Genomic DNA, 25,234 nt, shown 5'->3' on the forward strand with positions numbered 1-25,234 from the left:
AGGTTTCAGAAGGTGCTTTTTCTGCTAAATTAAGTTATATTCTAGCTAGTGATGGTTCAATAATTAATTTGGGGTACGAGCCGCTTGTAGTGATAGGGTCATAAAGATATTTTTATCAACCCTCTAAATTGTATTGTTTAGATAATTTCGATCTTTAAGTTCAATTTTAAAACTATTTCAGAATTTGCCTTTTAAACAAGAAAATAAATGACACTTTTTTGATTTCTATTTTTTTTGGGGACGTAGTCTGGTTCTGTCGCATTATTAGAAGTCAATTTCGAGGAAAACTCGAAATTGACTTCTAAATTTTTACAAACAACGAATAGTTCCTCCGTCTACCCTCAACACCGCACCGCTGACATAATCTGCATATGTACTGCACAGATATAAAACTGCGCCGGCGATCTCTTCTGGATTTCCAAATCGTCCAGTATCATTTGGTATAAATTCCTGAACAGCCTTATACTTGATTTCTTCCAGATTATTGCCCCACCCGTTTCTTTATCTATCATAATTAATGTTTGGCAAAAAATAGGCTATTTTGCCGAAATTAAATTTAAAATCTTCGTGATTTCTTTTGCTCTATTTCGTCTTAGAGCATATCGTTTCATTTTTAAAATATTTACAGTGTATTTCTCTAAAGCGTTGAAAAAAATATCTTCCAATTCTCCCTGTTGAGCAGCAAAAATATCTTTGTCGATTATCATGTCAACTAATAATTTTTCAAGACTAGAAATTACAATCTTTTTTTGATACTCAACAGGAGCTTCTGATATGAGAGGTTTTATTATTATAACATCTTCGCTATTATATATGTAGTAGTTGAAGATGTTTGTATCAGGGTTCACGTAAACATTTTTAAACGCTTCGCTTATGGTATTAAAGGTTTGACTAATAGCATCTTTTTCTACCTCAATAATTAGATATTGTCTAAATGGTTGATGTCGCATGAGACTGTTTAACCAGCTTGTATCCCAAACGCAATAATTAATGTAAGGATATTCTCTATGGACTCTGTTGTACAATTTCTTTAACTTCAATGTAATTTCTGGATGGAATCCCTTTTTAATTTTTAATGTATATAAACCACGAGATGGACTTCTAAGCTTTCCTGTTTTTTTTAATTTTGAAATATAAACGGTAATCGTACTTTGTGTCCAAGAAGGATAGTCTTTCTTGATGGCGCAGATAAGTTCTACTCTAGTTATGGTAGGTTTATTTTCAAAGTATTTGCCTAGTTTATATTCAAGTTCTGTATTCACAACATTTAGTATTAATATTGTGAAGATAACAATAATTTACAAAAAATTAAACTTTGGCAAAAAAAATATCTTTTTGCCGAAAATTAATAAAAATGATGTCATTTGAAATTAAACAAAATTTCATTTCAAAATATTGCCAGTTTTAGCAAGCAATTTCAGAGAGTTTTAAATTGTTTACATGTTAAAAATATAATGCCGTTTATGATATTTTATTAAAGAACTAAATTTAAGTGAATGTAATTAAAAGAAAATAAAGTTTAATAGGTAAAATTACCTGTTTAATGTTGAAAATATAAAATGTAAAAAAAGATTCAATTAATTTGAATCAGAGTTGCCTGCGGATACAATGGCTCCGCGTAGATAATTGATTAAAGCGTATAATTTTTAAGTTATATTAATTTTCATTTTCAAAAAGTGTACTCTGATTCTAAGTGTGAATAGCTTTTTTTTTGAAATCTCCATGAAAAGCTTGTATTCCGAAAAGACTTACTGGCCTATAAGTGTCTGCTCCGCCAAAAAAAAGCCGGCTTATAGCCGGCTTTCAAAAGAACTAATTAACTGTCCTTTTCTTTACCCTTTCCTTAATTTTATACAAGTTTCTGTTCATAAGACTGATTATCTGCTTATGGTGTTTGGAAGCATTATTTTTAAAACCTCTGCATTGTATGATTTCCATGTTTTTAAGCGACAGCTCAATAGTTTCAACCGACTGGCTGTCTACTTTAGCCGATAATATAAGCGAGTTTTTCTTCTTGTAATACTCATTGGTAAACACGCAGTGGTGCAGGTTATCGCCTTCTTCCATGAAATCCTGTACATTTTCAATTACCGAGACGGTCAGGTTTTTTTCAGAGAAACAAAGCCCGAAAAAGTCCTTTTTTTCCTCGGCATAAACATTCTGAGCCTCGAGTATTTCCGAGCGCATCTCTATTAGATATTTTCTGCGCTGAATGACTCTTTTTTTAACGACAAGCCTGTCATGTGCTTCGCGCAGGTTGTCGGGACAGACGTAGAGAGGACAGCTGAGGTCTTTTTTAAACCATCGTAAAAGGTCTATGTAATCCTCCCAAATCTTGTAATCAGAAATAATATAGCTGTTTTTAAGGCAGGTTTTAACAGCCTGCCAATTCTGTTTCAGATGCTGCTCATGAGAAGTCAGGTAGTAGGTCAGCATAGAAATCTGTGAAGATTTCAAAAGGGTTTCAGCAAGTGAATCTCGCAATAATGCTGTAAAAAGCATCTGCGGTGCGATATTATGCAGTGACGTTTTAAACCCATTTCGTTTAAGGGAGCTGAGAACTTTCACTTTCGGATAGACCCTGTAAGGGGCAATGCGGTACTTTGGCGAGTTCTGAAAATCTTTTGGTCTAACTTCAAGGGGAGAATAATATTTCCATTGGTCGTAGGACTGAGAAAAAACATTAACTGAAAGCGACATTGTGCGCACTTCTCCTTTGGGATTAATCCAATGCTGCATAACCTCTTTATGAAAATAGGTCGGCGCAAAGCCTTTTTTCATCTGCTTGTGGGAGCAGATAATGCGCACCACCTGAAAATCTCCTGCCGTCTCCAAAAAGGCAGAGTATTCTATTTCCTTGAACTGCGTTTTGTTGCAGGGCTGCATTTTAAGTTTTCCCCTGCATCCTGCGCATTTAATGTAGTTCTGGCATTCAGCTTTGCTGCTGTCGGGTTTCCAAGCGTGAGAACAGTCAAGACAGTGAAATTTTCCCCTTGACAGCACGCCCCACTTTAAGAAAATGGATTTTTCCGCCCATGCCGTAACTGCAGGAGAAACAGTTGCTAGTGATGCACTCATGGCAGTAATCTTTTTTTCGATGATTGTTTTAGGTTTCATAGGTCAAAAAGTGTTAAGGCGGTCTGTATTTGTTTTTGGGGCTGCTGTAACGGGATTTCTTTTGCAGCAACAGCAGCGGCGGGAATTTTCTGCACGGCGTTTTCTGTATTAGCAGCGGGAGCGGAGAACAAATCAGCCTCTTTAGGCTGATTTGTCGTTACTCTGCATTTGATGTCGGGGAGGTTTCCGATAGTATCATCGGTATAATAGGCAACAGCCATATCAAAAATCTCGCTGTCGTCAAAAGCGCATTCGCCAGTTTTCTTTACTTCAGAGATGATGTATTTAAGGCAGCTGTCCACATTCTTTGAAGCCTTTTCAAGCATAGGGGCAAAAGCACAGTCCGACAGGGATTTCTCTTTTAGGAAATCCTCTATCCTTGTTTTGAATTTTTCTGATGGTTTCATAACGGAGTGGTTTAAGATTAAAGGCATTACTCAAAAGCGCTTCTGTAGATGTCAAAGCAGTACTCTTCGAAACAGAGCCAGCACATAAAAGTGTAGTGGGGCAGGCGGTGGCGGTTCTTTACAGCCTCTCCGAGAGACTGCTCGATTTCTTCGCGTATATTTTCCAAATCATCAAGATGGGCGATGTAGAACTTTTTACAGTCGGCATGGTAGATAAAATCGCCAATCATTCCGCTGATGCATCCCATTCTCTGCAAGTCTTCCAAAAAAGATCTAAGCTGTTCTTTTTTAGTCCCGTCATAAGATTCTATTTCTGAGAGAATCATTTTATTGAATACCCTGCTTACAGGGTACTGGGCATATATTGATTTTTCTAAGGCTTTCATAATTTATTTTTTAGGCTTATACAATTGATTTAATCTTAAAAAGGCAGGCCGTCGGGTTCTTTTCTGCTCTTTTGAGCATCCGCATCTGTGTTTTTTTCCGTCTCTGCACTATCATTGACAAAGGCAATAATTTTGATGTTTGAAGTGTGAAAGGTCAGGCTTCCATGCGCCTGCGAATCATTTCCGATATAGACATTCAGCCCGATTCGTCCGAAAAGCTCCACGGCAGTGCCTTTTTTAAGGTACTGTGCCACGCCTGTGGATAGCCAGTAGGAGCAGTCGATATAGGTTACAATTCGTTTAATCTCTGTGCTGTTTTTGGGTCTGTAGCTGTCATTTACGGCGATTGAGAAATTAACCACCTGTCTCTCAGCGCTGGCTTTAGCCACAACGGCGTCTCTTGTAAGTCTTCCAATGATTTCCATGATTTTAAAATTTAAGTGAGTACTGTTTTTTTAAGTTTCCTTTCCATTTCTCCCAAAAATTGTTTCCAAAAGAAAAAACGGGAAAAAAGAAAGCAAGAATAAAGTGTCAGGAAAGGAGACGGAGTGCTATAAGTCCCGAAGGGCGGTGAGGGACACCGAGCCGTTATGCGCATGCAGGGTCCGGCGGACACTATCTTGGCTGCCCTTTTACCCCGTTTTGAATTGGAAAAATCCTCTTAAAAATTATAATTACAGGACTGCAGCCCGCACAAAGCACTTAGGATTCTGAAAAGGAAGAGACGTCAGAATTTTAACAGTTCAAAGTGCGCAGGAAAAAGATTAAGCATTAAATTTGGGAAAGAAAAATAAAGCATCGACAAACAAATCTTTCACAATGCAAAAAGCTATACAATTAAAAGTGAGAAAAGATTTGGACCCCCGCCAGCATCTCACTGTCATTAAGTTAAAAGGAAGCCTGATATCGAAAGGATTTACTGAGATTATCCATATTTCAGACCATGATGAGGAATTTCATATCAACACTTTTGAAACTGATCCCGAAAGGAGAAATGATGTCCAGCAGTATATAGCGGCATTTATAAATTCTGAGAACCTTTCCGATACAGTCACAATAAAATAATCCGCGAATAATTTGCGCCGCTTTTTTGGAAAGGGAATATCGGAGCTGCCGTTTTTTGGGGATAATGAAAATGCCCCAAAAAAGTGAGACACTATCTGGGGCATTTTTTATCTTCCTTGCAGATTGCAGATGGACTGCAGTCAGACCGCTTCTTCTGTTTCCGAACCAGCCTGAAGGCCGGTTTCTTCAGAGGGCGCCTGCTGGCCAGTATGACCGTCAGATGGCTGCTGGGCCGTTTTTTTCATCAGGATGTAAAAATCCCTCAGATGCCACCATGCCGGACAGCGGTCCATAGTTCCGTTAAAGTTTCTTATCGTGGTATGGCAGCTCTTTAGGAATGCCTGGGTATCGGCAATCTTTGCCCAAGGAGTCCACTGCACTTCCTTGGGCGGAGGATGGTTCTCAAAATGCCGTTTTATGTCTTCGTAATTCATGCTGCAAAATTAAATAAAAAGCCGGTGCAGGCCAAGGAAAGATTAAGCGTATGAAGTTATTATTTCTTTTTTTCTATAACTAAATGAGAGAGTGCGGGATTATGCAGAAGGCGTTCCATTTCTGAATTTACAATCTCTGAAATGTCGTCTTTAATCTGCATATAATTGCGTTCCACCATCGAGCTGCTAATAGTCCGTACTGGATTTATCTGCTGATACGATTCTTGCTCTTTCTTAAGAGCTTCATGGTTATTAAGTATGGCAGAATGAAAAGTTTTAAGCTGTATCTTGCAGTCGGGATTGTCTGAAACAATACCTACAAATTCACCTGAACTAAGGGAAGAAATTTTTGATACCGGCACTGCATATTCCAGCTGTTTGGAACGGCTTACTGAAGTATCGGAACTGTTTATGGATAGGCTTTCACGGTCCTGCATAATTTTTCCGAAACGTTCAGAGAGCTGTTTGGCAGTGTCCCCATTCACTTGGCCGCTTATTATATTTCCGGTGATATTAAGTATGACTTCAGCCTGTTCGCGTCCGTAATCCTTCCGCAGCTGGCTGAAATCCTGAATCCCCAGGCATGTGCTTACCTTATTGCTTCTTGCAGTAGCTATAAGACTGTCTACATTGTTGAGAAATATGGTTGGAAATTCATCGAAAATAAGGCTGCTTTTTAATTTTCCTTTCTGATTCACCTGTTTTATAAGTCTGCTTATATAGAGCGAAAGCACAGCGCCATAGGTCTGTATTTTCAGAGGATTGTTTCCCATGCAGATTATTTTTGGATCATCAGGATTATTAAGGTCAAGAGTAAAGTCATTTCCTGACAGCACATAATAAAGCTGCGCGCTGGAGAGCCTGGCCATGGAAATCTTTGCGGAAGCTACCTGTCCCTCAAGCTGCTCCATGACATCTTGGAGGTAGGCACTGACAAATGGGTTGATCAAAACCTCTATTTCTTTTTCAGTTCTCAGCAGCGTGAAAAGGCTGTCGTAATCCATCTGCATGAGTTCAATTACGTGGGGAAGCGTGCAGAATTCCCCATCATTGTATTTGCGGAGATACCATATAACGGCGGTTAAAAAGTTTATCGGGGATTCCACAAAGAAATCACCCTGTTTTTTAATCCATTCCCTGTTTAAGCCCAGCAGTATGGTGCGCGCGGATTCTGCAGCATCGGTAATATCGTTCATGGATTTTGGGTCTAGAGGATTGCATCTGTGGGTGCGGCTGAGATCATCAAAATTGATTATAAAAAATTTAGGCTCCACAGTGTAAAGATGCTTATGCTTAAGCCAGGTATTCCAAGCTATGATGGTTAAGTCATAGAATTTGAAATCATAGACAAACATGGTGAACTGTTTACGAATGTGCTGGGTAATTACATGACGGATTACAAAGTAGGATTTGCCTGCTCCGGGTGTTCCGGGAACCAGAATTCCCCTGAATGGGTTTATGATATTTATCCAGCTTTTCCTGAACTTATTCTTCAGCTGGTACTGCGCCGGAAGGTTTACCGAGTATTCATTTTCAAGGAGCCTTTCTTCCTGCGGGAATGTTTCATTTTCGGTGTTGAAAATATCTTTGGAACTTAAATTTCTGCGTATGATTCTAGTAAGCATTGTGCCCCCCGAAAGCAGGAGCAGATACCCCAGAATAGTAAACAATATATAAAGAACCAGTTTTTTTTCCGGCGCAGTTAGAGCGATTAGAAAAAAGCAACCCAGAAAATAAAAAGAAAATCCTGCTGAAATATAATAAAGCGCTGTTCTGCATTTCAGCTTTTCGTTTTTTCTGCCTTTTGCTCCGAGCAGTGAGATGCATAGAAATCCTAAAGCAAACAGCTTGGATGTATGGAAATAATCAAAAATCCCTGTGCGGAAAATGTTCTGCATTAATTTATCCCCAAAACCGTTTGTTAGCCCCCACAGTTTAAAAACATGATAGCCATAATAATAGAAATGGAGGCAGAGCAGCATCATGCTGATAAGCCTTGTCATATCGAGAATTTTTCTAAGTGCCTGTTCATTTTCCCCCGTCTGCATTGTCTTAGCTTTTTAAATTAATAGCCGTTCTGGCCTTTTCTTCTTCTTTTATTTTTTCTTTTAAACTCTTTTGAAATGTAATCAGCAGCAAATTCAGGCTGCAGCACCGAATCAAATATTTTCTGAAGTTCGCTTCCAGTACTAAAAGATGGATGCTGCGTTTTGTTTTCAATGCTGTAACCATCAATTTTTCTAACTGCAGCTGCGCTGCTATTGAATCTTTTTAAGCCACATCTCTCTTCTATGCCTGAAGCGGCATACGGCTTTCCTAAACTGCTTCCGTTAAAGACACATTTGGTTTTATGATCGACATACGTTACGCCATAAAGAATTCCCTTTTCATTTCTTCGCTCGACAGCCTTTATTGCGTCATGCATAAGAATTTTATCAAGATCGGAAAGACACTTTATTCTGCTGTGCGTGAAGGCCAGGTCCACGGCATTTTTTATTCTTTTTAAATGAGCATTACGGGCTGATTTATTTGCCGTAAATAATATTTCAAGATTTTTTAAAGTGGGTTTAAAATAGAAGCTGCTGGCTTTGATTGGAACGCCGATTGGCTGCTTTTTATCATTAAGAATCTGGTAAGCCATGCCTTTATGAAGAAACATTCTCGAATCTTTTCCTCCCTGAACAGCGGTGACATTATAAAGGTTCAGCACAGCATTCAATTCTCCCACTGTGGTATATTTGTAATGGGGCACTACTGCGTTCAGCACACCGGCTATTGCTTTTTTAGTTTCAGCCGCGCCATATTCAACAACAATATTTTTTATTGGCTTTATATTGATTATGGTTTCTTTTTTCCGGCCCTGTGCAGGAACTAAATCAAATGACTTTTCAATTTCCCTGCGCGCGCTTTCGGACTGGTTTCTCCCGATGTTCTGCATGTCAATTCTTTTTCCGTCAGGCTTCACTTTGACCGTTACGATGTGGATATGCGGATGTCCTGCATCATGGTGCTGATAGACCAGATAAGGCTGGGAACCGAAGCCGATTTTCTGCATATATGCATTGGCGATTTCCATTAGTTTTTCTTTTGAAAGGCTATTTTCAGAAGGATCAAAATTGAGCGAGATATGTACGCTTCCGCGCTTTACATTTGCATTTAATTCGAGCTGTTTCAAGAGAAGTTTCAGCCTGAAGCCTCTGGAAAGTTCAGAGGCATCTGCAGGATAATTCCCTTCTCCGATCAGTTCTGCTTTATGCGCTTGTACTTTATTTTCATTGTAAATGAAAATGCTTCTGACTGATGATCCCGTATTTATGACTGCAACCATTTCTCGGCAAGATTCCGGATTATTATGTTAATTTCTCCAATAGAATTGAACAGCATTTTTTTATCTGTTTCGAAACTCAGAATCCATACTTTGAATTCAGAAACCTGAGACTGGGAATGCAGTTTTTTTACTACCTGATTGAAATTATTTCCAATAGAATTCAGCTCTGTCCTGAGTTTAATTAATTCAGCCATTAAATCATCAAGGGATGTATTGCGGTATTTCAAAACAAGCGGTTTTTTCAGCAGATTCAGTCGGGCAAAATCGCTGAGTCTTGGAGACAATGATTCTTCAAAATATTTCTGCAGAATTTTAAATTCTTCTTCGCTGAGACGCAGATGAAGCCATCTGTTTCTGTTTTTTTTCTCTTCTTTCATCATTTTTTCCTTTTCATTCAACATTATAAATCTTCCATTTTCACTGCCAGCGAGTTCCGAGCAGAGGGGCAGCAAGATAGCGGTTGTGATACAACCGGACATCTTGCAGATTGCAGCAAGGCGTGGCAATCTTAAAGAGTCTGAAAAAACTCAGGCCTCTTTCAAATATTCAGACGAAATTATGCAGTAAAATCCAATGCATCCCATCATAGGTAAATTTTGCTTATGATGGCTTGAGTCTGTATAACTATCTTTATCCCCTAATTTATTAATTTAAAAACACTAGATGTATGATGACAAACAATGAAGTGGCCCAGGTGTTTGATACGGTTCTCAGCAGTCCGGGCATGAATGAGCAGGTGAGGGTCGACGCAAGGATTTCGAGGAAAGCAATCCTTCTGCTGCACCAGATTATCGATGGCGGATCTGCCGGCAAAGACGTGCAGGAGGGAATGCCTTTCTCAGGACTTGTCTCTTATGCTACCCAGGAAGAACTTAAAGTTCTAGCAGCAGACTGCCTAAAGAAAGCAGGTCTTGAAGAGATAAACGAAAAGCTGCTCAAGCTGAGTGAGGCAGCAAAAAAATGACTTTAAAAGGATGCCTGAGGGCATCCTTTATTTTATCCTTTTTGTAAAGTTTCTGCACCTTTTTAAAAAGCCTTAGACGATATCAACTTACTAATTTAGCATTAACCAACTAATGCATTTTTTTAATGAAAATTTCAGCTAAAGTTTTATCGGTTGCAGAGGAGGCCATTTGTTTCAGCCTGATTGTACTTTTTGTATATGCTTCTTTGAGCAAGCTCCTTGATTATGAAAATTTCAGAACAGAGCTGGGGCAGTCCCCGGTGTTCACTGCATACGCAGGGGCTGCAGCTCCAACAGTTCTAACATTGGAACTTTTAACTGCTCTATTTCTGGGGTGGAAACCAGCCAGAAAATGGGCGCTGCTCTCATCATTTATTCTTATGGTAATGTTTACCGCCTATATATATATCATTTTGAATTTCAGTGATTATATTCCCTGTTCATGCGGAGGGGTGCTGCAGCGTTTGGGCTGGCGGGATCATATTATTTTTAATATAATATTTGTGATTATAGCCGGCGCAGGATTTTATATCGTCAGGTACAAAGAATACGAAGATTTCACTAAAACCTATAACTTATGAAGCCGAGATACATTTTACTTTGTCTTCTGGGAGCCTTTTTTGGGAGCGCTGGAATTGTCGTGATGCTTTTTTTATTTTCAGAAGCAGCTATGCAGAAGGATAATCCCTTTACAAGGAGGTTTATTCCAATGTCGGCAGAGATTTCAGCGGAATATAAACTTGATGGCTACGGTTATTATTTTGCAGGGTCCTATAAAGATAAAATATATCTGGCAAACCACAGAATGCCACTTTATGTAACAGAAATTGATACTTCCCTGCGTAAAATTTTGAAGCATAAGATTTCCCTTGACAGATATGATTATCCATTCCAGTCTGTAGAAGTCCGAATAGAATATCCGTATTTTTTCCTGTATGACGGAATGGTGCCAGTAATCTTTCGGGGCAAGGTCTCTGATTTTGCTGCCAGAGTTTTAATGGATAAGAAAATCTATTTTACAGATGCAGCGGTTATAGACAGCAGCAAGTTTGTAATAAGAGGGCAGAAGCCCCCAAGAGGTGAGCATTTAGCAGGACTGCTTCAGATGGATAAAGGAAATGAAGTGTTTTTTTTTCCGGATTTACTGATAAAACAGCAGGATGGCATCTTCGACACGGATGGGCAGTTTACTTTCGATAAAGCAGCAGGAAAAGTCATTTATGCCTACTATTACAGGAATGAGTTTGTCGTTGCTGACAGTATGATGAAGCTTACACTAAGAGGCAGGACAATCGATACGGTCTCGAAGGCAAAACTCAAGATTGTTACGATAAAAAGTTCGGGAGATACTAAGCTTGCAGCACCTCCTCTTATGGTTAACAGAAAGATAGAGGCAGAAGGCGGATTGCTTTTTGTACAGTCTATGCTGCGGGGCCAGCATGAATCCAAAAATGTGTGGGAGACAGCCAGTGCTGTTGATGTGTATGACTTAAAAAGCGGCCATTACCTGTCCAGCTTTTATGTGTATCATTCAAATAAAGAGCATCTAAAAGAGTTTACACTTACCAAGACCGCTTTTTACGGCATTTTGGGAAATACGATACAAAAATACAGCCTTGGAAAGCCTGTTAAAAAACACTTTAAAAATAAAGAAATTACCGGCCGGTATCAGGAGTAAGATCGAAAACCTGCAACAGAGTAGATCACTAATTTTAAATCCATATATTATGAAAACAACTGTGAAAATGCTTGCATTTCCAATGATTGGATTTGCATTAGCCAGTGCTGGGGCTGTAAGCACCAATACTGCAGAAAGAAGCAGAACGGCTTTACCGCTTATTACTGCTTATATCCACACTCTTGATGATCCTTGTGAGCCAGTACAGGTCGAGTGCAACAGAACCAATGGCGCTACCTGTACCTACGGGATTAATGAAGATAGAGCATGGGACAAAGACTCCCCAGATGCTCCTTGTAATGTCCCTCTTTTTAAGGATCAAAACTAATTTAAAAATGCAGCCTAAAGGCTGCATTTCTTTTACATGTTTTCTTTAATCCATCTTTCCGGCTTGGTCCCTTTGAGATAATGATCGAACCAATGTTTTACTCTCAAACAGAGGTCTCTCTGGGCTTCTTTTCTTGTAAGATTATGGTCTTCATCTTTATACTGAAGCAGCACTGCATTTTTTTTCAGTCTCCGCATCGCATAATATAATGCAACACTTTGGGAAGCAGGGACAGTAGCATCATCCTTACCGCACCAGATAAGGAGTGGAGTGTTTATTGTTTCCGCATGAAAAATGGGAGAGTTTTCATAGTAAGATTCTTTTGCATCATAAAATGAATTTCTCATACGCCACTGCTGGCCTTCAAAGCGCCATGCCTGACTGCCTTTGTATACGTTGTCTGTACTAAAATAACGCCCTGTCAGATCGCTGACTCCCGCTCCCGATACCCCTGCAGCAAAAGAAGAGGAGCGCGTCATAATGAAATTGACCTCATAGCCACCGAAAGAATGTCCAATCAGGCCGATCCGCCTTTCATCAACAATTCCCATCTGCTTAATTTTATTCACGGCAGCTTCGACAGATTCAGCCGCTGAGATGCCTGTCCTCCCGTAAACATACCCAATATCAGGCAACAGAACAAGATAGCCGTCAAGTGTATAGTTTACAGGATTGAATCCTGTTTCTTCATTTACAGAGGGTATCATGTACTCATGCTTTTGATAGGATAGTGACTGATATATTTTAATTATCATAGGATATTTTTTAGAGTGGTCATATCCTGCTGGATAAAGCACCGCCGCTTTTAAAAATCTGCCATCAGGTACTCTGTAGGTTATCAGTTCTGACCTGCCCCACCTGTATGATGAGTGCTGGGGATTGCTTTTTACAGCGGTATGCATCTGCTTGTCCAATCCATCTGTCCAGCATATTGAAGGAGGGAGATCAAAGCTCTGGACTTTTGCAAAATATCTTCCCCTCTCGGTGTGATGCAGCTGTCCTGCGTCAAAATCTCCGTAGAATAACTTTTGAGGCATTTTTCCATTTTGTAAAATAAAATAGCCTTTTTCTTTATTATTGCCTGAAGCAGAAAGAAAAAGATTTTCATTAAGCGCTACAGGAGTATCCTGAAGACTGGTGTAGGGATGAAAGACCCTGTTTCTGTTCAGCCAGAACCTGTCGATATAAAATTCAATATTACGTTCTTTTCCATTGGTTATGCGTTTGGCTGAAGTGCCATCCAAATTGACAAGCCAGAGGTCATTTTTATCCTGAAGAAGTACAGAGTGCCCATCTGCAGTCCATACCGGAGCGGCATAAATATCAGGCTGCGTTTTTGATTCAATTTTATCATCCCAATGTCCTTCTATCGAAGCGGTCAGAGAGATATGTTTTTCTGATCTCATATCATAGCACCACCATGCATCGTTGTAATAATAAACCATTTTGTCATCTGAAGGGCTTATGCTCAGACGACTTCTTTCAATCATGATGCCCTTAACTGCAAGATTTCTTTTTCCAGTTTCAAGAGATTCTATAAAAATGCTGTTTATGTGATACCTGTTTCCTTCCTGGCCATCGAGCCCTTCTTTAAAAAAAACTGCATAATTTTCTCCTCCGCTGAGTTTGGCTGTTTCTTTAGCTCTGCCGTATCTTTTAAAAGTTCCTTTTTCAGGATGCCATACTGAAAAAAAGTAGTTTTTATATGATTCCTCGGCTTTTTTAACCGGATATATCAATTTGTCATTGGTATGCCATATTTCAACACTCTGATCTTCTGCGGTATTTAAAGGTAAAGAATAAGTATCAAAGAATACCCTGTTTCCGGCATGGCTGATTTTAAGTTTTCTGTTCATGAAAATTTTAATGCTGTCTTCTTCTTTGAAAGTATAAGAATTATGAATACCTGAGCAAAGTTCTATAAGATGAACTGTTCCAGGTTGCGTTTTGCTTCCTGAAAAAAAAGCTAAATATCTATCTGTTTTCCCCCATATAATATTCACTATCTCCTTTTCAGATTCAAATACATCCTGAGACTTTGCTGTTGAAAGATTATAGTATTTCATTGAAAAGCGCAAGCCGTTTTTCTCTACAAATGCAATGTATCTGCGGTTATCTGAAATGACATGTTCGGTAACATTATATATTGAGTCCAATATTCTGCCTCTGTTATCAGTAATGACAATGTTTTTGAGTTTTTTAGAGTCCATAACAGTGATGATTCTAGTGTCTTCCGATCCTAAATCATAGCTGATGCATCGTCTGATTGAGAATGATTTGTTTGAATTTAAATCTAAAATTTTTAAAGTAGAATCTGGCATTATGCAGCTGAAAAAGCCTTTTGTAAAACGGCCTGATTTTCCTTCCGGGAAGTTATAAGTCAATGAGGATTTTATTTTGTTTATGAACAGAGTATCTGGAAGTCCGTCATATTTCTTTACATAAGATAGCCAGTTTCCGTCCTGTGAGACTCCTGTCAAATTTAATTTGTGCCAGAGTCTGAAGTTTTCTTCTGTAAGTGTACTTTTTTGAGGCGCCTGGCCCCAAAGGGGGCAGGCTGCCGCAAGGATACTAATTAAAAAACTAATTCTAAATAACATTGCAATGGATATTAAGTTAGTAACCTGTATTTTGTGGATTAAGTTTTGGGTTCGCGCTTAGCTCCTGGGCAGGAATAGGCCAGAGATTATCGGTGTTATTCCAGCCTGGTTTTATGCCAGTGAGCGCACCATTCAGCATTCCATATCTTTTTAAATCGAAGAAACGGTGTCCGAATTCTGCAAAAAATTCAGTCCTGCGTTCTCGCAGCACTGCTGATTTTATATCCTGCTCTGATACAGCAGAAGTGCCGTTAAGACCGGCTCTTGCCCGTATGACATTTAAGTCCTGGCTTGCGCCTATTAAATCACCCTGTTCAGAACGGGCTTCAGCTCTTATAAGATATTGTTCGGCCAGACGAAATATAATTGAATATTCCTTTGATGTTCCTGTAGCAGATCTCTCTTTATATTTAAAGGGGTGATACCATATCTCTGCACCTTTCGCAACAGACTTTATCCATTGCACTTTTCTCTGGTCTGCCGGCTCGAATGCATTGAGAAGAGAAGGTGTAAGTGCGACTTGCGGAGGCGGTCCGGCGGTAAAGATGAAGAGCTGGGCTTCAATTGTATTGTTCGCAGCACCATTAGGCTCGAACTGCCAGATGGTCTCTTTGCTTTCTTTAAGAAAGACTGAAGAAATTGGAGAAATACTGTACAGCTGGCTGTTGATAACTGCTGAGGCTGCATCTGCCGCCTCGTCCCATCGTTCTGCATAAAGCAAAACCCTTGAAAGCAACGCATAAGCAGTAAAGCGGTTCGGCCTTATCCGCTGAGGAGAATTATAGTCTGTACTGAGAAGCGTTTTTGCATGATCAAGATCCCGAATTATCAGCTCTGTCATTTCAGAAGGCGGTATCTTTTCTACCCTGCTGTTTATCTTATAATCGGTTGTATTGACGTAAGGTACGGCACCATAGAGATTCATAAGGTAAAAGTGTACAAGGGCTCTTAAAAAAAGCCCTTCTCCAGTAAGTCTGTCCTTTTCCTTCTGGCTGATCTTTGCAGATGTGGAAACTCCTTCTATGAGCGCATTGACTGAATAAAGCTGGGAATAGCTTTTGGTCCATGTGTCCAGGATGCCTGCTTCTGCATCAAAAAGAGAATTGTCATGGAAAAAATTGATCCCTGGTGCATAATTGTCCAATTCATCAGCATAAAGGCCAAGCTTATAGGTTACACCATTGAATGAGCCGTTGAAGAGACCTCCATCTCGCATGTTAATGTATATGCCGGATGCTGCGGCATCCGCTGTTTTGATATCTTCAAAAACCATTTTCTTTGAGAGCTGCGAAAGGGGAGGGTTTGTATCAACAAAATTATCACAGCCCTGAACCAGAGCAATTATAGGCAGAAATAGGATCCACGCCTTATTTATCTCCCAAGAGTATTTTTTTAATGCTGTCTGTATATTTTTCATGGCAATAAGTTTTAGAAATTTAACTGAATTCCGACTGAATAGATTTTCAATGGAGGCAGGAAGCCCGAAAACCTAAACTCGGGATCTCCTCCTTTATAAGACGTGAAAGTCAGCAGGTTCTGCCCTTGAAAATAAACTCTGCACTTTAGGGGATTATCATTCAAGGGAATATTGTAAGCCAAGGAGATGTTTTTAAGTCTGATGTATGATCCGTCTCCTATAACTCCGCTGCTCTGAGAAAATCTGCTGCCGGCCTGTACAGCGGCACTGGACGCTCCAGAGGTATAAAGCTGATAGGCACTCGAATATCCCGGCGAATTCCAGCGGTCTGTCCTCGATATTGGCTGATTGTTTAAAGTTCCTGGCAGCGGGAATACAAATTCAGCAGTCTGCTGTTTAACAAACTGAAAAAGAAAATCCAGTTCGAAACTTTTGTAATGCAGCTGATTCTGGATGCCTCCAAAATATTTTGGAGTAAGGTCAGTTATATGCTGCCTGTCAGGGTCAGATATAATAACGTCATTATTATAATCTTTAAACGTATATATGCCTGTCTGGCTGTCCACCCCAGTTAGTTGATAAAGTTTTGATATATTAATTGATCTGCCAATGACATAAGTATTGGTATAAGCAGAGCCTTCAAGTCCGGGAAAGGCAAGGAGCCTGTTTTCTGCAGCTGAAATATTAAAAGCTGTGCTCCATGTAAGACTTCCATCAGTGATGTTTTCACTTCTAAGAGTAAATTCCCATCCTGAATTTTGGACAGTAGCGTCAAGATTAGCATTTATGGAAGTAAACCCGGTCGTTCTTGGTAGCTGCACGCCAATGAGCTGGTTCGAGGATCTATTGCGGTAATAAGCTAGGGTAAAAAAAAGTCTGTCTTTAAAAAATCCCATCTCCAGAGCTGCTTCCAGTTTTTTATTTATTTCCCATCCAAAATTTGGATTATAGAGTCTTGAGGGATTAAGGCCTACAAGTCCATTATAGGATCGGCCCGCTGAGGAGTAGGTATCGGCATATTGATAGTCCCCAATCTGATCATTGCCTGAAGTACCGTAACTTGCCCTCAGCTTTCCGAAGCTTATAAAATTGCTTTTCTGAAGGGATTTCTCCTGCGAAAAGATCCATGCGGCACCGGCAGCCCCAAACCATGCAAAACGGTCGGCAGGACCAAACCGGCTCGAGCCGTCCCTTCGTCCTGTCAGATTCAAGATATATTTACCATCCCAATTAAGGTTTGCCCTTAAAAAGAAGGCCTGGTACTTGTATTCGGTCTCGTCGCTAACCGTTATATTTTTTGTTGTGGCTGAGGAGATGTTTTCAATTAGACTGTTGGTTGTGAAGCCTACTCCTGACTGCTGGAGTCTCCCATTAATGAGTCTTTGCGCAGTAGCGCCTCCAAGCAGATTTATTCCAGCTTTTCCTATGGTTTTATTCCAGCTGATCTGAGGCTCTATTATCCACGATTTTCGATCTACAAAGCTTGTAAAAAGTGAAGAGCTTTCACTGCCCATGCCGAAAAATGGATTATACGCCGTAGAAGGATCGGTGCGTTTTTCACTGCTTTGGAGACTGGTAAAACCAAAAGATGATTTTAGCTGAAGTTCCGGCAGCAAATTATATGTGAAGGAAGCGCTGGCCAAAAGGTCATTGACTTTAGCGGCTGATTTTGATTCAAGAGTTGCAAGAGGGTTTGCAAATGTGCCGCTCTCCCAGTTAATATTTCCCTCACTGTCATAGATCTCAGGGGCATTGGGGGCAAGTGTCCTTGAAATCCTAGTCAAATCTGTACCCGACTGAAGATTATCCTGAAAGGTGTATCCTCCGGAGAATGTCATCTTGAATTTTCTGTTATCGGATGTATGACTGCTGCTTATGTGGATTCCTGCCTTAGTGTAGCTGAAATCTCCTGGCTGCACGGTGGTTTCATCATGAAGCGATCCGCTGAGGAGAAACTGCGTAAGTTCTGAGCCACCCGAAACTGAGCCGGTATAGTTCCGTATTTGCGATGTGCCTCCAAGCAATTCTTTCTGCCAGTCCGTGTGTCTATTCTGGTCCCATCTCCCATTAATATCATAGGCGTTATTGGGATATTGTGCAATGCCATCGTTTGCAAAAGCTTCACGGCGCATCTCGAGATAAGAAGCAGTATCCATCAAATCAACAAAACGCGTTACTTTTCCAATTCCTGTTGAAGCAGAAAAGCTAACGGAAGTTTTACCTGCTTTTGCCCTGCGGGTTGTGACAAGAACAACTCCGTTGGCTCCTCTCGATCCGTAAATTGCCGTTGCATCGGCATCTTTCAGCACTTCGATACTTTCTATATCGGAAGGGTTTATATTAGTAAGAGGGCTTGCGGGTGCTGCCAGGGCTGTAGAGGTATTATTAGACCCTATGGTTTCGGTTGAATAAGGCACTCCATCAATTACATATAAAGGATCGTTTCCTGTTGCGCGAAGGCTGTTCTGTCCACGTATCTTAACACGAAAACCGCTTGTCGGGCTGCCGCTGTCCTGGATAATGTCCACGCCAGCCATACGTCCCTGCATTGCAGCCAGAACATTGACAACAGGCTGCGTTTCCAGATCTTTAGAGGTAATTCTGGCTATACTTCCTGTGCGCTCTTTGTCTTTTACGGAATAATATCCTGCATTTATTACTACTTCCTTAAGATTAGTTGCGTCTTCAGATAATACAATGTCTAATACACTGTTCTCTATTTTTTTCTCAACATTTGAGAATCCAATAAAGGAAAATATAAGAATATCCCCCTTAGATGCCTGAATGCTATACCTGCCGTCAAAATCGGTAGTTGTAATAATGGAAGTTCCTTTCACCTTGACGGTCACGCCAGGAAGAGGACCGTGGGTGTCGCTTACAGTCCCCGTAACAAAAGACTGAAAGCGAACTAAAAAAAGGCTGTTTCCGAGAGTATCGGCCTGCACCTCAGTAAAGTGCAGCGAAAGCCCTAAAATAAAGGCAAAAGAAGCCCTATTCAAAGAAATTATTTTCATAATTTTGAATTGTTAAATGAAACGATTGTTTTGTTTTTCTCAGGCCTTCTGCGGTACCGCCAAGTAGCAGCAGAGGGTCTTTTTTTTGTGCGTGCTTAATTTGTCATTTTTGGAATTGGTTTTATCTGGTTAGTTAATAAATAGGTTACATTTTTAGGAATTTCACAGAGTCTGCTCTGTAAATTCACCGCGCGGAAGCATGCCGGAGCCAAAGAGCAGCTACGGTTGGAAAAGAAACAAAAGAGTAATCTTACATGCATCCATTAGGAGTTAAAACCATGAGATACTGCACAGAAACAAAAGCTGAGAATTAAGCCGGGAAGAAAACAGAACTCCTTTAAAAGGAGGCGTGGGTTTAAACTCAGCTTATTACTCTCTAGGTACTGGTATACCGTACGCGCAATAAGTGAGCCCACGCCATATTGGGCGTGAGCATTTACACTTATCTTCCTGCGCGTTTTAAAATTACCAGTTTTAGAGAGCAGGTTCAAAGCGAATGCTTCAAATATTCTTATTAGAAGTATCGCAAAATTATATTATTGAAACAAATATAGCAAAAATATTATCAATGCGGGCGTTCGACCGCATTTTTTTATTGCTATTAATTTTAATTTGCTGAATGCTGAACAGTAACAAGATAATATGCACTTATATTTCAAAAGAATGGATTAGAGATTCCTCTAATCGTGCTTTTGCAAATGAGCATAATATAGACGAAAGTACTGTGAGAAAAATACAAGAACTGCACGAAGGTAAAATTGAGGATTATAGAATTCCAGTTATTACATTATTAAAAATATGTGAGTCAAGAGAGATTTCCCTGTCAGATTTCTTTAGAAAGGTTGGACTTTGATTTTTTAATATTTGATTCTATTATTTTGAAAAAAATAATTATTTAAATTCTACTTTAAAAATATTTCATTGTGAATCAAATTTTTATGCAAAAACTACTTTGTAAAAAACTGCCAGCTATGTTTTTAGATTAAAAAGTAGCTATTTTTTGTGAATAGTGTTTGGTATTTTGATTTACAGCTTCGCATAAATTACCATATATTTACAGAAAATATCCTTTCAGGATAAAATTTCTCTACGAAATTTTTAATAATCTGTAAGGTATATCGTGATATTTTTTTTATTTTTTCTACTTTACTATTATGAACATACCTAATATTTTAAAGAGCATTCAAAATATAATGTGGCAAGACATTGGTTTAAATGGTGATGCTCAGAGAATTGAACAATTGGGGTGGATGTTATTTTTAAAGGTTTTTTCGGATAAAGATAGACAGCGTCAATTAAATGACCCGAACTATAATTCTGATATTCCGAAAGATCTACAATGGATAGTAGAAGAGGGTAACTGGGCAGGCGATGAAAACGGAATGAATAGCGATGACCTAATCGAATTTATTGATAAAAAATTATTTCCATCATTAAAAAATATAAATATTGAATCCACAAGCCCACGGGCTAAAATTGTGAAGGAAGTTTTCGATGGAAATCATAATTATATGAAAAGTGGCCTTAATGTTCGAAAAGTATTAAATAAACTGAACGAAATTGATTTTAGTGTTGCTAAAGATCGCCATGCTTTCGGAGAATTATATGAGACTATTTTAAAAGATTTACAAAGTGCTGGAAAAAGTGGTGAATTTTATACTCCTCGCGCAATAACTTCATTTGTAACTGAAATGGTTTCTCCTCAAAGAGGTGAAAAAATTTTAGATCCAGCTTGCGGAACTGGTGGTTATTTAACTTCTGCGATAGATTATTTAAAAAGAAATTTAAGTGATGATACAATAGATAAAATTAATGAAGATAATATTAGAGGGTGGGAATATAAACCTTTACCATATTTATTAGCAACCACTAATTTAATCTTGCACGATATTGAGGTGCCAAACATTACATTAGGTGATGTTCTATCTAAACCCCTAGATCATTATAAAAAACAAGACAAAGTTGATGTAATCTTAGCTAATCCGCCATTTGGTGGAATTGTAGCCAATAATAACGAGAATAATTTTCCTAGTAAGTACCGTACTAAGGAAAGTGTAGATTTATTTTTATTGATAATTATAAATTTATTAAAAGATGGCGGAAGAGCAGGTCTTGTTTTACCTGATGGGTCGTTGACAGGTGATGGAGTAAAACAAAGAATTAGACAGAAATTGATCGAAGAATGCAATTTGCATACCATTATAAGGCTACCAAATTCAGTTTTTCAACCATATGCTTCGGTGTCTACTAACTTACTATTTTTCTCTAAAGGAGCACCAACAAAAGAAATTTGGTTTTATGAACTGCATTTACCCGAAGGACAAAAGGCTTATAATAAAACTAAACCCATACAGATTGAAGAATTTGACGAAATAAAAAAATGGTGGGATAATAGGGTTAATGGCGATTTTAGTTGGAAAGTTGATATTAATGAGATTAAAAATAGAAATTACGATTTAGATTTAAAAAATCCGTCTTATGCTTTTAAAAATCAAAATTATTATACAAGTAAAGAGTTAATTCATGAGTTAGAAAGTAGTATAGCTTATAGTGATAAGATTATATTAGAACTTAAAAAGTTTATTAAATGAGCTGGAGTATCACTAATCTGCGTAGCATTATCAAAAATTTTTCAGTCAAAGCTAAAAATCAAAATGATTTAGAAAACCTTATTTTTTTTGGTGTAAATAATGATTCTGGGATTATGCCAACAAAAAATGCTGCTACAGATAAAGCTTCTGAGTATAAGATTATTGAAAAAGGCTGTTTTGTGTATAACCCATATAGAATTAATGTTGGTTCAATTGGATATTATGAAGGCGAAGATGTAGGACTAGTAAGCCCAGCCTATGTCGTTTTTAAAATTATAGAAAACACAGTTTTACCCGAAATTTTATTAAGATTTTTAAAATCTCCGGAGGGTATTAGGCAAATTAATAAATTTGCTAGAGGTACGGTAAGAAAAGCATTAAGATTCGATGATCTAGTGAAAATAGAAATTCCTTTGCCACCAATAGCAGATCAGATAGATTTTTGGAGGGAATTAAACATTATTGAGCAAAAAAACATTGACCTAAAAAACGAGCTTGAAAATCAAAAAGGATTGATTGTCTTATTGCGAAGAAACTTAATAATGGATGCTCTTAAAGGTTCTTTGAAAAATGAAACAGTTGAGGATTTGGCAGGAGGTTTAGTTACAGAAGAAAATAATATATACTATAAAGAAGCAATTTCTTATAAGTCTAATTCTAATCAGATACCGTTTAAATTGCCAAACGGATGGAAGTGGTCAAAACTAAGAGATATAGCAATTTTTTTAAATGGTTATGCTTTCAAAAGTTCTTGGTTCAAATCCGATGGAATACCATTATTACGAAATATTAATATGGGAGTTAATGAAATAACATGGAATGACATCGCATATGTTAGTAAATCTATTGCAGAAGATTTTAAACAATACTGGCTAACTGATGGAGATATAGTTCTCTCACTAGATAGGCCGATTATTAAAGCTGGTTTAAAGGTGGCTCAAATAAGTGAAATAGATACGCCATGCTTACTAGTCCAACGTGTATTAAAAATAAGCCCAATTGATATGAATTCTGATTACTTATATGCATATCTAAATAGCGATTTATTTTTAAATTACATCGATCCTGGAAAAAGTATAGGAATTCCTCACATATCATCTACACAGGTAAGTTTAGCATTAATTCCTGTTCCTCCTAAGGAAGAACAAATAAAAATAGTTGATCAATTAAAAAATATTTTTTATTACTGTAATGATTTTGAAAAAGATTTAGAGAAAAAAATAAATTATGCGAATAGCATTTCTATAACTGTGCTATCAGAGTTTTTAGGTATCAAAGCGTTTCAAAGCTATGTACAGAGTAATGATAGTTTTGAAAGAATAGTACGTACACAAATAGAGGAATCAAATATGCAAATACTTGAAATTTTAGAGAAAAGAAAAGAACCTTTAACGTCATTAGATGTTTGGAAACAATCTGTTTACAGCGAAGACATTGAAAAATTTTATGCTGAACTTAAAAAATTAATTGATGTAAAGAAATTGGTTGTCGAGTACAAGGAAGGTAAGAAATCTTATTTAAAACTAGCTGAAAATGAGAATTAGTTATGTAAAAATAATCGATTTTAAAAATCTAAATAATTTTGAGGTAAAGTTAGATGATAATTATATGGAAACGGTGCTTCTTGGTCAGAACGCAAGTGGAAAATCTAATTTTATAGAATCATTAGTTTTAATATTCAAAAATCTGGATTTGGAAAGGGGCTCTGAATTTAATTATACTATAAATTATAATTGCCGTGGTAAAGATATTGAGATTGTATATGAAAACAACAAGTATGATTTTACTGTAGCAGATCAAAAGATATCTGTTACTGAATTTTTCAGAAGGAAAAATGAACTATTGCCTAAGTACGTGTTTACTTATTATTCAGGAATAAGCGACAGACTTAAAAATCATTTTGATCAACATCAAAAGAGATTTTATGATAAGATAATAAAGCCCAACATTGATCATAATGAGATTGATAATCTACGCCGATTATTTTATGTCCAATTAGTTCATTCGTACTTTGTATTGTTGGCTTATTTCTCATTCGATACAAATGAAAAGGAATCGATAGATTTTTTAAGAAATGTTCTTGGAATTGAGGATTTGGAATCGGTATTATTTATACTTCATAAACCTATATGGAAAAAGGGAGATGGAGATGAAAGATTTTGGGGAGCTAACGGTTTAGTAAAAGAATTTTTGCAAAAAGTTTGGGATCTTTCAATTGCTCCGATATATGAAACTGTAAAAGTTCCGCTTGATTTTAGAAAAAGTACGAAGCAAGAGAGACTTTATCTATATATTAGTTCAAAACATAAGCTTAAGAAACTGTCAAAAATTTATAAATCTAATACAGAATTTTTTAAAGCTTTAGAAAGTACCTACATCTCTGATTTAATTGAAGAAGTTAGGGTAAAAATTAAAAAGAAGAATGTAAAAGGAGAGATTAAATTTAAGGAATTGAGTGAAGGAGAACAACAGCTTTTGACAGTTATAGGATTGCTCAAATTTAGTAGAGATGAGGAATCTCTTATTTTACTTGACGAACCGGACACTCATTTGAATCCCCTTTGGAAATGGAAGTACCTAGAATACTTAAAGGATGTAGTAAATACAGAGAAAGACGCTACACAAATTATTTTAAATACTCACGATCCATTAGTTATAGGTAGTTTACGTAAAGAACAAGTTAGGGTTTTCCAGAACATTAATGGAAAAATTCAAGCAATTAAACCAGAAGTTGATCCGAAGGGGCTAGGTGTAGCCGGAATACTCACAAGTGAAATGTTCGGTTTAGCAACAACTTTGGATGAGGAAACACAAGAAGTTTTGAATAGGCGTAATGAATTAATTGTTAAGCAAGATAAAGTCAAATTGACACAAGCAGAGTCGCATGAATTAAATAATATTTTTCATGAACTTAATAGCTTAGGAATTAACACGACTGATAGGGATCCATTGTATCAAAAATTTATAATTGCAATTAATAGTAGGGATGACTTTAAAAAAATAAAATATACATCCGATGAGCTTAAAGAGCAAAATAGAATAGCATTAGATATTTTAGACGAACTACTTAAAGAGGAAAGTAAAAATGATATACATTAATTTTGATGAACTAGAACCTTCCAACGAATGGCTAGAGTTGGCAGAAAGTCTCACTAATCGACTTTTAGAAGCGGAAAGTGAAGAGGTAAGAAATCAGATTATTTCCGAAAATGAGTCTATGTGGGGAAATTTAAAAAAATCTTTTTCAGACCTAATGCACAGAAAGTGTTGGTATTCTGAATCTATTAATGATTTTACACACTGCCATGTAGATCACTTTAGACCAAAATTAAAAGCTATAGGTGAAGATAAAAAAGACTATGGTGGATATTGGTGGTTAGCTTTTGAATGGACCAATTATAGGTTTTCAGCTCCCGCAGGTAATGTACGAAAGAGAGATTATTTCCATGTTAATGCCAATAAAGCAAATGATTACAATGATTCAATTGAAGATGAAGATATCCGATTTTTAGACCCAACTGAACCTGGTGATCCTGACAAATTAAAATTTGACAATGAAGGGATAGTTAGTCCAAAAGAAATTGATACCTCTCGAAGAGACTTTGTAAGTGCAGAATATACAATTCGACGCCTCAATTTAAATATTGAAGGATTAGTGGAGGGGCGTCGTGATAGATATAGAATGGCTGCAAGAATAATTCGATCAATAGAAAGTTTGTTAGCTAAGCAAAATGCTAATTTTACTCCTGCAAGGCGTCAATTGATAAAATCAAAACAGAAGGAACTATTAAATTTAGCTAATCGATATTCACCTTATTCAGCTGCAGTGAAATGCTGTTTAAGGGAGAGTGGATTAGAGTGGGCTATTAATATTGCTATAGCTGCTTGATATATGTTATATTTTA

Annotated in this window: 22 protein-coding genes; 9 read left to right on the forward strand and 13 right to left on the reverse strand. The window is 37.8% G+C overall.

The window, feature by feature from the left end; translation table 11 throughout:
- Positions 1–309: 309 nt before the first annotated feature.
- The 6 genes from M0M44_RS23905 to M0M44_RS11375 all read right to left on the reverse strand — a co-directional run bounded on the left by M0M44_RS23905 (position 310) and on the right by M0M44_RS11375 (position 4,335).
- On the reverse strand, positions 310–480 hold the full coding sequence (locus tag M0M44_RS23905) for an SDR family oxidoreductase (protein WP_420842783.1): 171 nt from the start codon (positions 478–480) through the stop codon (positions 310–312).
- A gap of 56 nt (positions 481–536) precedes the next feature.
- Entirely contained in the window at positions 537–1,262 is a 726-nt protein-coding gene (locus M0M44_RS11355) for a DUF6577 family protein (RefSeq protein WP_248729857.1), read from the reverse strand.
- A gap of 550 nt (positions 1,263–1,812) precedes the next feature.
- A complete protein-coding gene (locus M0M44_RS11360) occupies positions 1,813–3,117 on the reverse strand; it encodes a PcfJ domain-containing protein (RefSeq protein ID WP_248729858.1) in 1,305 nt (434 codons plus the stop codon).
- Positions 3,114–3,524, reverse strand: coding sequence for a Cas9 inhibitor AcrIIA9 family protein (locus tag M0M44_RS11365; RefSeq protein ID WP_248729859.1), 411 nt, complete (start codon positions 3,522–3,524; stop codon positions 3,114–3,116). Before M0M44_RS11365 ends, M0M44_RS11360 begins: the two co-directional genes overlap by 4 nt.
- 26 nt (positions 3,525–3,550) lie before the next feature.
- Positions 3,551–3,910, reverse strand: a complete 360-nt coding sequence (locus M0M44_RS11370; protein WP_248729860.1) for a DUF7222 domain-containing protein — start codon at positions 3,908–3,910, stop codon at positions 3,551–3,553.
- Positions 3,911–3,945: 35 nt separating this feature from the next.
- Positions 3,946–4,335: a single-stranded DNA-binding protein gene (locus M0M44_RS11375; RefSeq protein ID WP_248729861.1), complete on the reverse strand. Its 390-nt coding sequence runs from the start codon at positions 4,333–4,335 to the stop codon at positions 3,946–3,948.
- Between the two features lie 394 nt (positions 4,336–4,729).
- Here M0M44_RS11375 and M0M44_RS11380 point away from each other — a divergent pair, with 394 nt between their 5' ends.
- Positions 4,730–4,975, forward strand: a complete 246-nt coding sequence (locus M0M44_RS11380) for a hypothetical protein (RefSeq protein WP_248730000.1) — start codon at positions 4,730–4,732, stop codon at positions 4,973–4,975.
- 140 nt (positions 4,976–5,115) lie between these two features.
- Here the strand turns inward: M0M44_RS11380 and M0M44_RS11385 are convergent, their stop codons facing one another.
- From M0M44_RS11385 to M0M44_RS11400, 4 genes are read right to left on the reverse strand one after another with little or no spacing between them, the layout of a single operon-like run.
- Complete coding sequence (locus tag M0M44_RS11385) at positions 5,116–5,409, reverse strand: DUF6965 family protein (RefSeq protein ID WP_248729862.1); 294 nt, start codon at positions 5,407–5,409, stop codon at positions 5,116–5,118.
- Positions 5,410–5,468: 59 nt separating this feature from the next.
- The gene (gene mobC, locus M0M44_RS11390) at positions 5,469–7,457 is read right to left on the reverse strand and encodes a conjugal transfer protein MobC (RefSeq protein WP_248729863.1); all 1,989 of its coding nucleotides are present in this window, start codon (positions 7,455–7,457) and stop codon (positions 5,469–5,471) included.
- Positions 7,458–7,474: 17 nt separating this feature from the next.
- On the reverse strand, positions 7,475–8,737 hold the full coding sequence (locus tag M0M44_RS11395) for a relaxase/mobilization nuclease domain-containing protein (protein WP_248729864.1): 1,263 nt from the start codon (positions 8,735–8,737) through the stop codon (positions 7,475–7,477).
- Entirely contained in the window at positions 8,722–9,117 is a 396-nt protein-coding gene (locus M0M44_RS11400; protein ID WP_248729865.1) for a plasmid mobilization protein, read from the reverse strand. The genes M0M44_RS11395 and M0M44_RS11400 overlap by 16 nt, the downstream gene beginning before the upstream one ends.
- A 287-nt stretch (positions 9,118–9,404) precedes the next feature.
- Between M0M44_RS11400 and M0M44_RS11405 the strand changes: the two genes are divergently transcribed.
- The 4 genes from M0M44_RS11405 (at position 9,405) to M0M44_RS11420 (ending at position 11,707) form a co-directional block, all read left to right on the forward strand.
- Positions 9,405–9,701 (forward strand): hypothetical protein, encoded by a 297-nt coding sequence (locus tag M0M44_RS11405; RefSeq protein WP_248729866.1) that lies wholly within the window; start codon positions 9,405–9,407, stop codon positions 9,699–9,701.
- A 125-nt stretch (positions 9,702–9,826) separates the two neighbouring features.
- Positions 9,827–10,282: a MauE/DoxX family redox-associated membrane protein gene (locus M0M44_RS11410; RefSeq protein ID WP_248729867.1), complete on the forward strand. Its 456-nt coding sequence runs from the start codon at positions 9,827–9,829 to the stop codon at positions 10,280–10,282.
- A complete protein-coding gene (locus M0M44_RS11415) occupies positions 10,279–11,379 on the forward strand; it encodes a hypothetical protein (protein ID WP_248729868.1) in 1,101 nt (366 codons plus the stop codon). The genes M0M44_RS11410 and M0M44_RS11415 overlap by 4 nt, the downstream gene beginning before the upstream one ends.
- 49 nt (positions 11,380–11,428) lie before the next feature.
- The gene (locus M0M44_RS11420) at positions 11,429–11,707 is read left to right on the forward strand and encodes a hypothetical protein (protein ID WP_248729869.1); all 279 of its coding nucleotides are present in this window, start codon (positions 11,429–11,431) and stop codon (positions 11,705–11,707) included.
- A 32-nt stretch (positions 11,708–11,739) separates the two neighbouring features.
- Here the strand turns inward: M0M44_RS11420 and M0M44_RS11425 are convergent, their stop codons facing one another.
- Genes M0M44_RS11425 through M0M44_RS11435 form a run of 3 tightly spaced genes read right to left on the reverse strand, consistent with a single transcriptional unit; the run spans position 11,740 to position 18,738 of the window.
- Positions 11,740–14,307 carry a S9 family peptidase gene (locus tag M0M44_RS11425; RefSeq protein ID WP_248729870.1) on the reverse strand — a complete coding sequence of 856 codons (2,568 nt, stop codon included), beginning with the start codon at positions 14,305–14,307 and terminating at the stop codon, positions 11,740–11,742.
- A gap of 16 nt (positions 14,308–14,323) precedes the next feature.
- On the reverse strand, positions 14,324–15,724 hold the full coding sequence (locus M0M44_RS11430; RefSeq protein WP_248729871.1) for a RagB/SusD family nutrient uptake outer membrane protein: 1,401 nt from the start codon (positions 15,722–15,724) through the stop codon (positions 14,324–14,326).
- Between the two features lie 11 nt (positions 15,725–15,735).
- Positions 15,736–18,738 carry a SusC/RagA family TonB-linked outer membrane protein gene (locus tag M0M44_RS11435; RefSeq protein ID WP_248729872.1) on the reverse strand — a complete coding sequence of 1,001 codons (3,003 nt, stop codon included), beginning with the start codon at positions 18,736–18,738 and terminating at the stop codon, positions 15,736–15,738.
- A gap of 1,154 nt (positions 18,739–19,892) precedes the next feature.
- Between M0M44_RS11435 and M0M44_RS11440 the strand changes: the two genes are divergently transcribed.
- From M0M44_RS11440 to M0M44_RS11455, 4 genes are read left to right on the forward strand one after another with little or no spacing between them, the layout of a single operon-like run.
- The gene (locus M0M44_RS11440) at positions 19,893–21,329 is read left to right on the forward strand and encodes a class I SAM-dependent DNA methyltransferase (protein ID WP_248729873.1); all 1,437 of its coding nucleotides are present in this window, start codon (positions 19,893–19,895) and stop codon (positions 21,327–21,329) included.
- Positions 21,326–22,873 (forward strand): restriction endonuclease subunit S, encoded by a 1,548-nt coding sequence (locus M0M44_RS11445; RefSeq protein ID WP_248729874.1) that lies wholly within the window; start codon positions 21,326–21,328, stop codon positions 22,871–22,873. The genes M0M44_RS11440 and M0M44_RS11445 overlap by 4 nt, the downstream gene beginning before the upstream one ends.
- Complete coding sequence (locus tag M0M44_RS11450; RefSeq protein WP_248729875.1) at positions 22,863–24,428, forward strand: ATP-binding protein; 1,566 nt, start codon at positions 22,863–22,865, stop codon at positions 24,426–24,428. Before M0M44_RS11445 ends, M0M44_RS11450 begins: the two co-directional genes overlap by 11 nt.
- Positions 24,415–25,218 (forward strand): HNH endonuclease family protein, encoded by an 804-nt coding sequence (locus M0M44_RS11455; RefSeq protein ID WP_248729876.1) that lies wholly within the window; start codon positions 24,415–24,417, stop codon positions 25,216–25,218. The genes M0M44_RS11450 and M0M44_RS11455 overlap by 14 nt, the downstream gene beginning before the upstream one ends.
- Positions 25,219–25,234: the final 16 nt, after the last annotated feature.

Source organism: Flavobacterium humidisoli, from assembly GCF_023272795.1.
GTDB lineage: Bacteria > Bacteroidota > Bacteroidia > Flavobacteriales > Flavobacteriaceae > Flavobacterium > Flavobacterium humidisoli.

Excerpts from the sequence above, each read along its gene's own strand:
- M0M44_RS11360 (WP_248729858.1), bottom strand. The coding sequence starts at position 3,117 with ATGAAACCTAAAACAATCATCGAAAAAAAGATTACTGCCATGAGTGCA.
- M0M44_RS11435 (WP_248729872.1), bottom strand. The coding sequence starts at position 18,738 with ATGAAAATAATTTCTTTGAATAGGGCTTCTTTTGCCTTTATTTTAGGG.
- M0M44_RS11430 (WP_248729871.1), bottom strand. The coding sequence starts at position 15,724 with ATGAAAAATATACAGACAGCATTAAAAAAATACTCTTGGGAGATAAAT.
- M0M44_RS11440 (WP_248729873.1), top strand. The coding sequence starts at position 19,893 with ATGAACATACCTAATATTTTAAAGAGCATTCAAAATATAATGTGGCAA.
- mobC (WP_248729863.1), bottom strand. The coding sequence starts at position 7,457 with ATGCAGACGGGGGAAAATGAACAGGCACTTAGAAAAATTCTCGATATG.
- M0M44_RS11370 (WP_248729860.1), bottom strand. The coding sequence starts at position 3,910 with ATGAAAGCCTTAGAAAAATCAATATATGCCCAGTACCCTGTAAGCAGG.
- M0M44_RS11410 (WP_248729867.1), top strand. The coding sequence starts at position 9,827 with ATGAAAATTTCAGCTAAAGTTTTATCGGTTGCAGAGGAGGCCATTTGT.
- M0M44_RS11420 (WP_248729869.1), top strand. The coding sequence starts at position 11,429 with ATGAAAACAACTGTGAAAATGCTTGCATTTCCAATGATTGGATTTGCA.
- M0M44_RS11450 (WP_248729875.1), top strand. The coding sequence starts at position 22,863 with ATGAGAATTAGTTATGTAAAAATAATCGATTTTAAAAATCTAAATAAT.
- M0M44_RS11375 (WP_248729861.1), bottom strand. The coding sequence starts at position 4,335 with ATGGAAATCATTGGAAGACTTACAAGAGACGCCGTTGTGGCTAAAGCC.
- M0M44_RS11425 (WP_248729870.1), bottom strand. The coding sequence starts at position 14,307 with ATGTTATTTAGAATTAGTTTTTTAATTAGTATCCTTGCGGCAGCCTGC.
- M0M44_RS11385 (WP_248729862.1), bottom strand. The coding sequence starts at position 5,409 with ATGAATTACGAAGACATAAAACGGCATTTTGAGAACCATCCTCCGCCC.
- M0M44_RS11405 (WP_248729866.1), top strand. The coding sequence starts at position 9,405 with ATGATGACAAACAATGAAGTGGCCCAGGTGTTTGATACGGTTCTCAGC.
- M0M44_RS11400 (WP_248729865.1), bottom strand. The coding sequence starts at position 9,117 with ATGATGAAAGAAGAGAAAAAAAACAGAAACAGATGGCTTCATCTGCGT.
- M0M44_RS11415 (WP_248729868.1), top strand. The coding sequence starts at position 10,279 with ATGAAGCCGAGATACATTTTACTTTGTCTTCTGGGAGCCTTTTTTGGG.
- M0M44_RS11365 (WP_248729859.1), bottom strand. The coding sequence starts at position 3,524 with ATGAAACCATCAGAAAAATTCAAAACAAGGATAGAGGATTTCCTAAAA.
- M0M44_RS11445 (WP_248729874.1), top strand. The coding sequence starts at position 21,326 with ATGAGCTGGAGTATCACTAATCTGCGTAGCATTATCAAAAATTTTTCA.
- M0M44_RS11395 (WP_248729864.1), bottom strand. The coding sequence starts at position 8,737 with ATGGTTGCAGTCATAAATACGGGATCATCAGTCAGAAGCATTTTCATT.
- M0M44_RS11380 (WP_248730000.1), top strand. The coding sequence starts at position 4,730 with ATGCAAAAAGCTATACAATTAAAAGTGAGAAAAGATTTGGACCCCCGC.
- M0M44_RS11455 (WP_248729876.1), top strand. The coding sequence starts at position 24,415 with ATGATATACATTAATTTTGATGAACTAGAACCTTCCAACGAATGGCTA.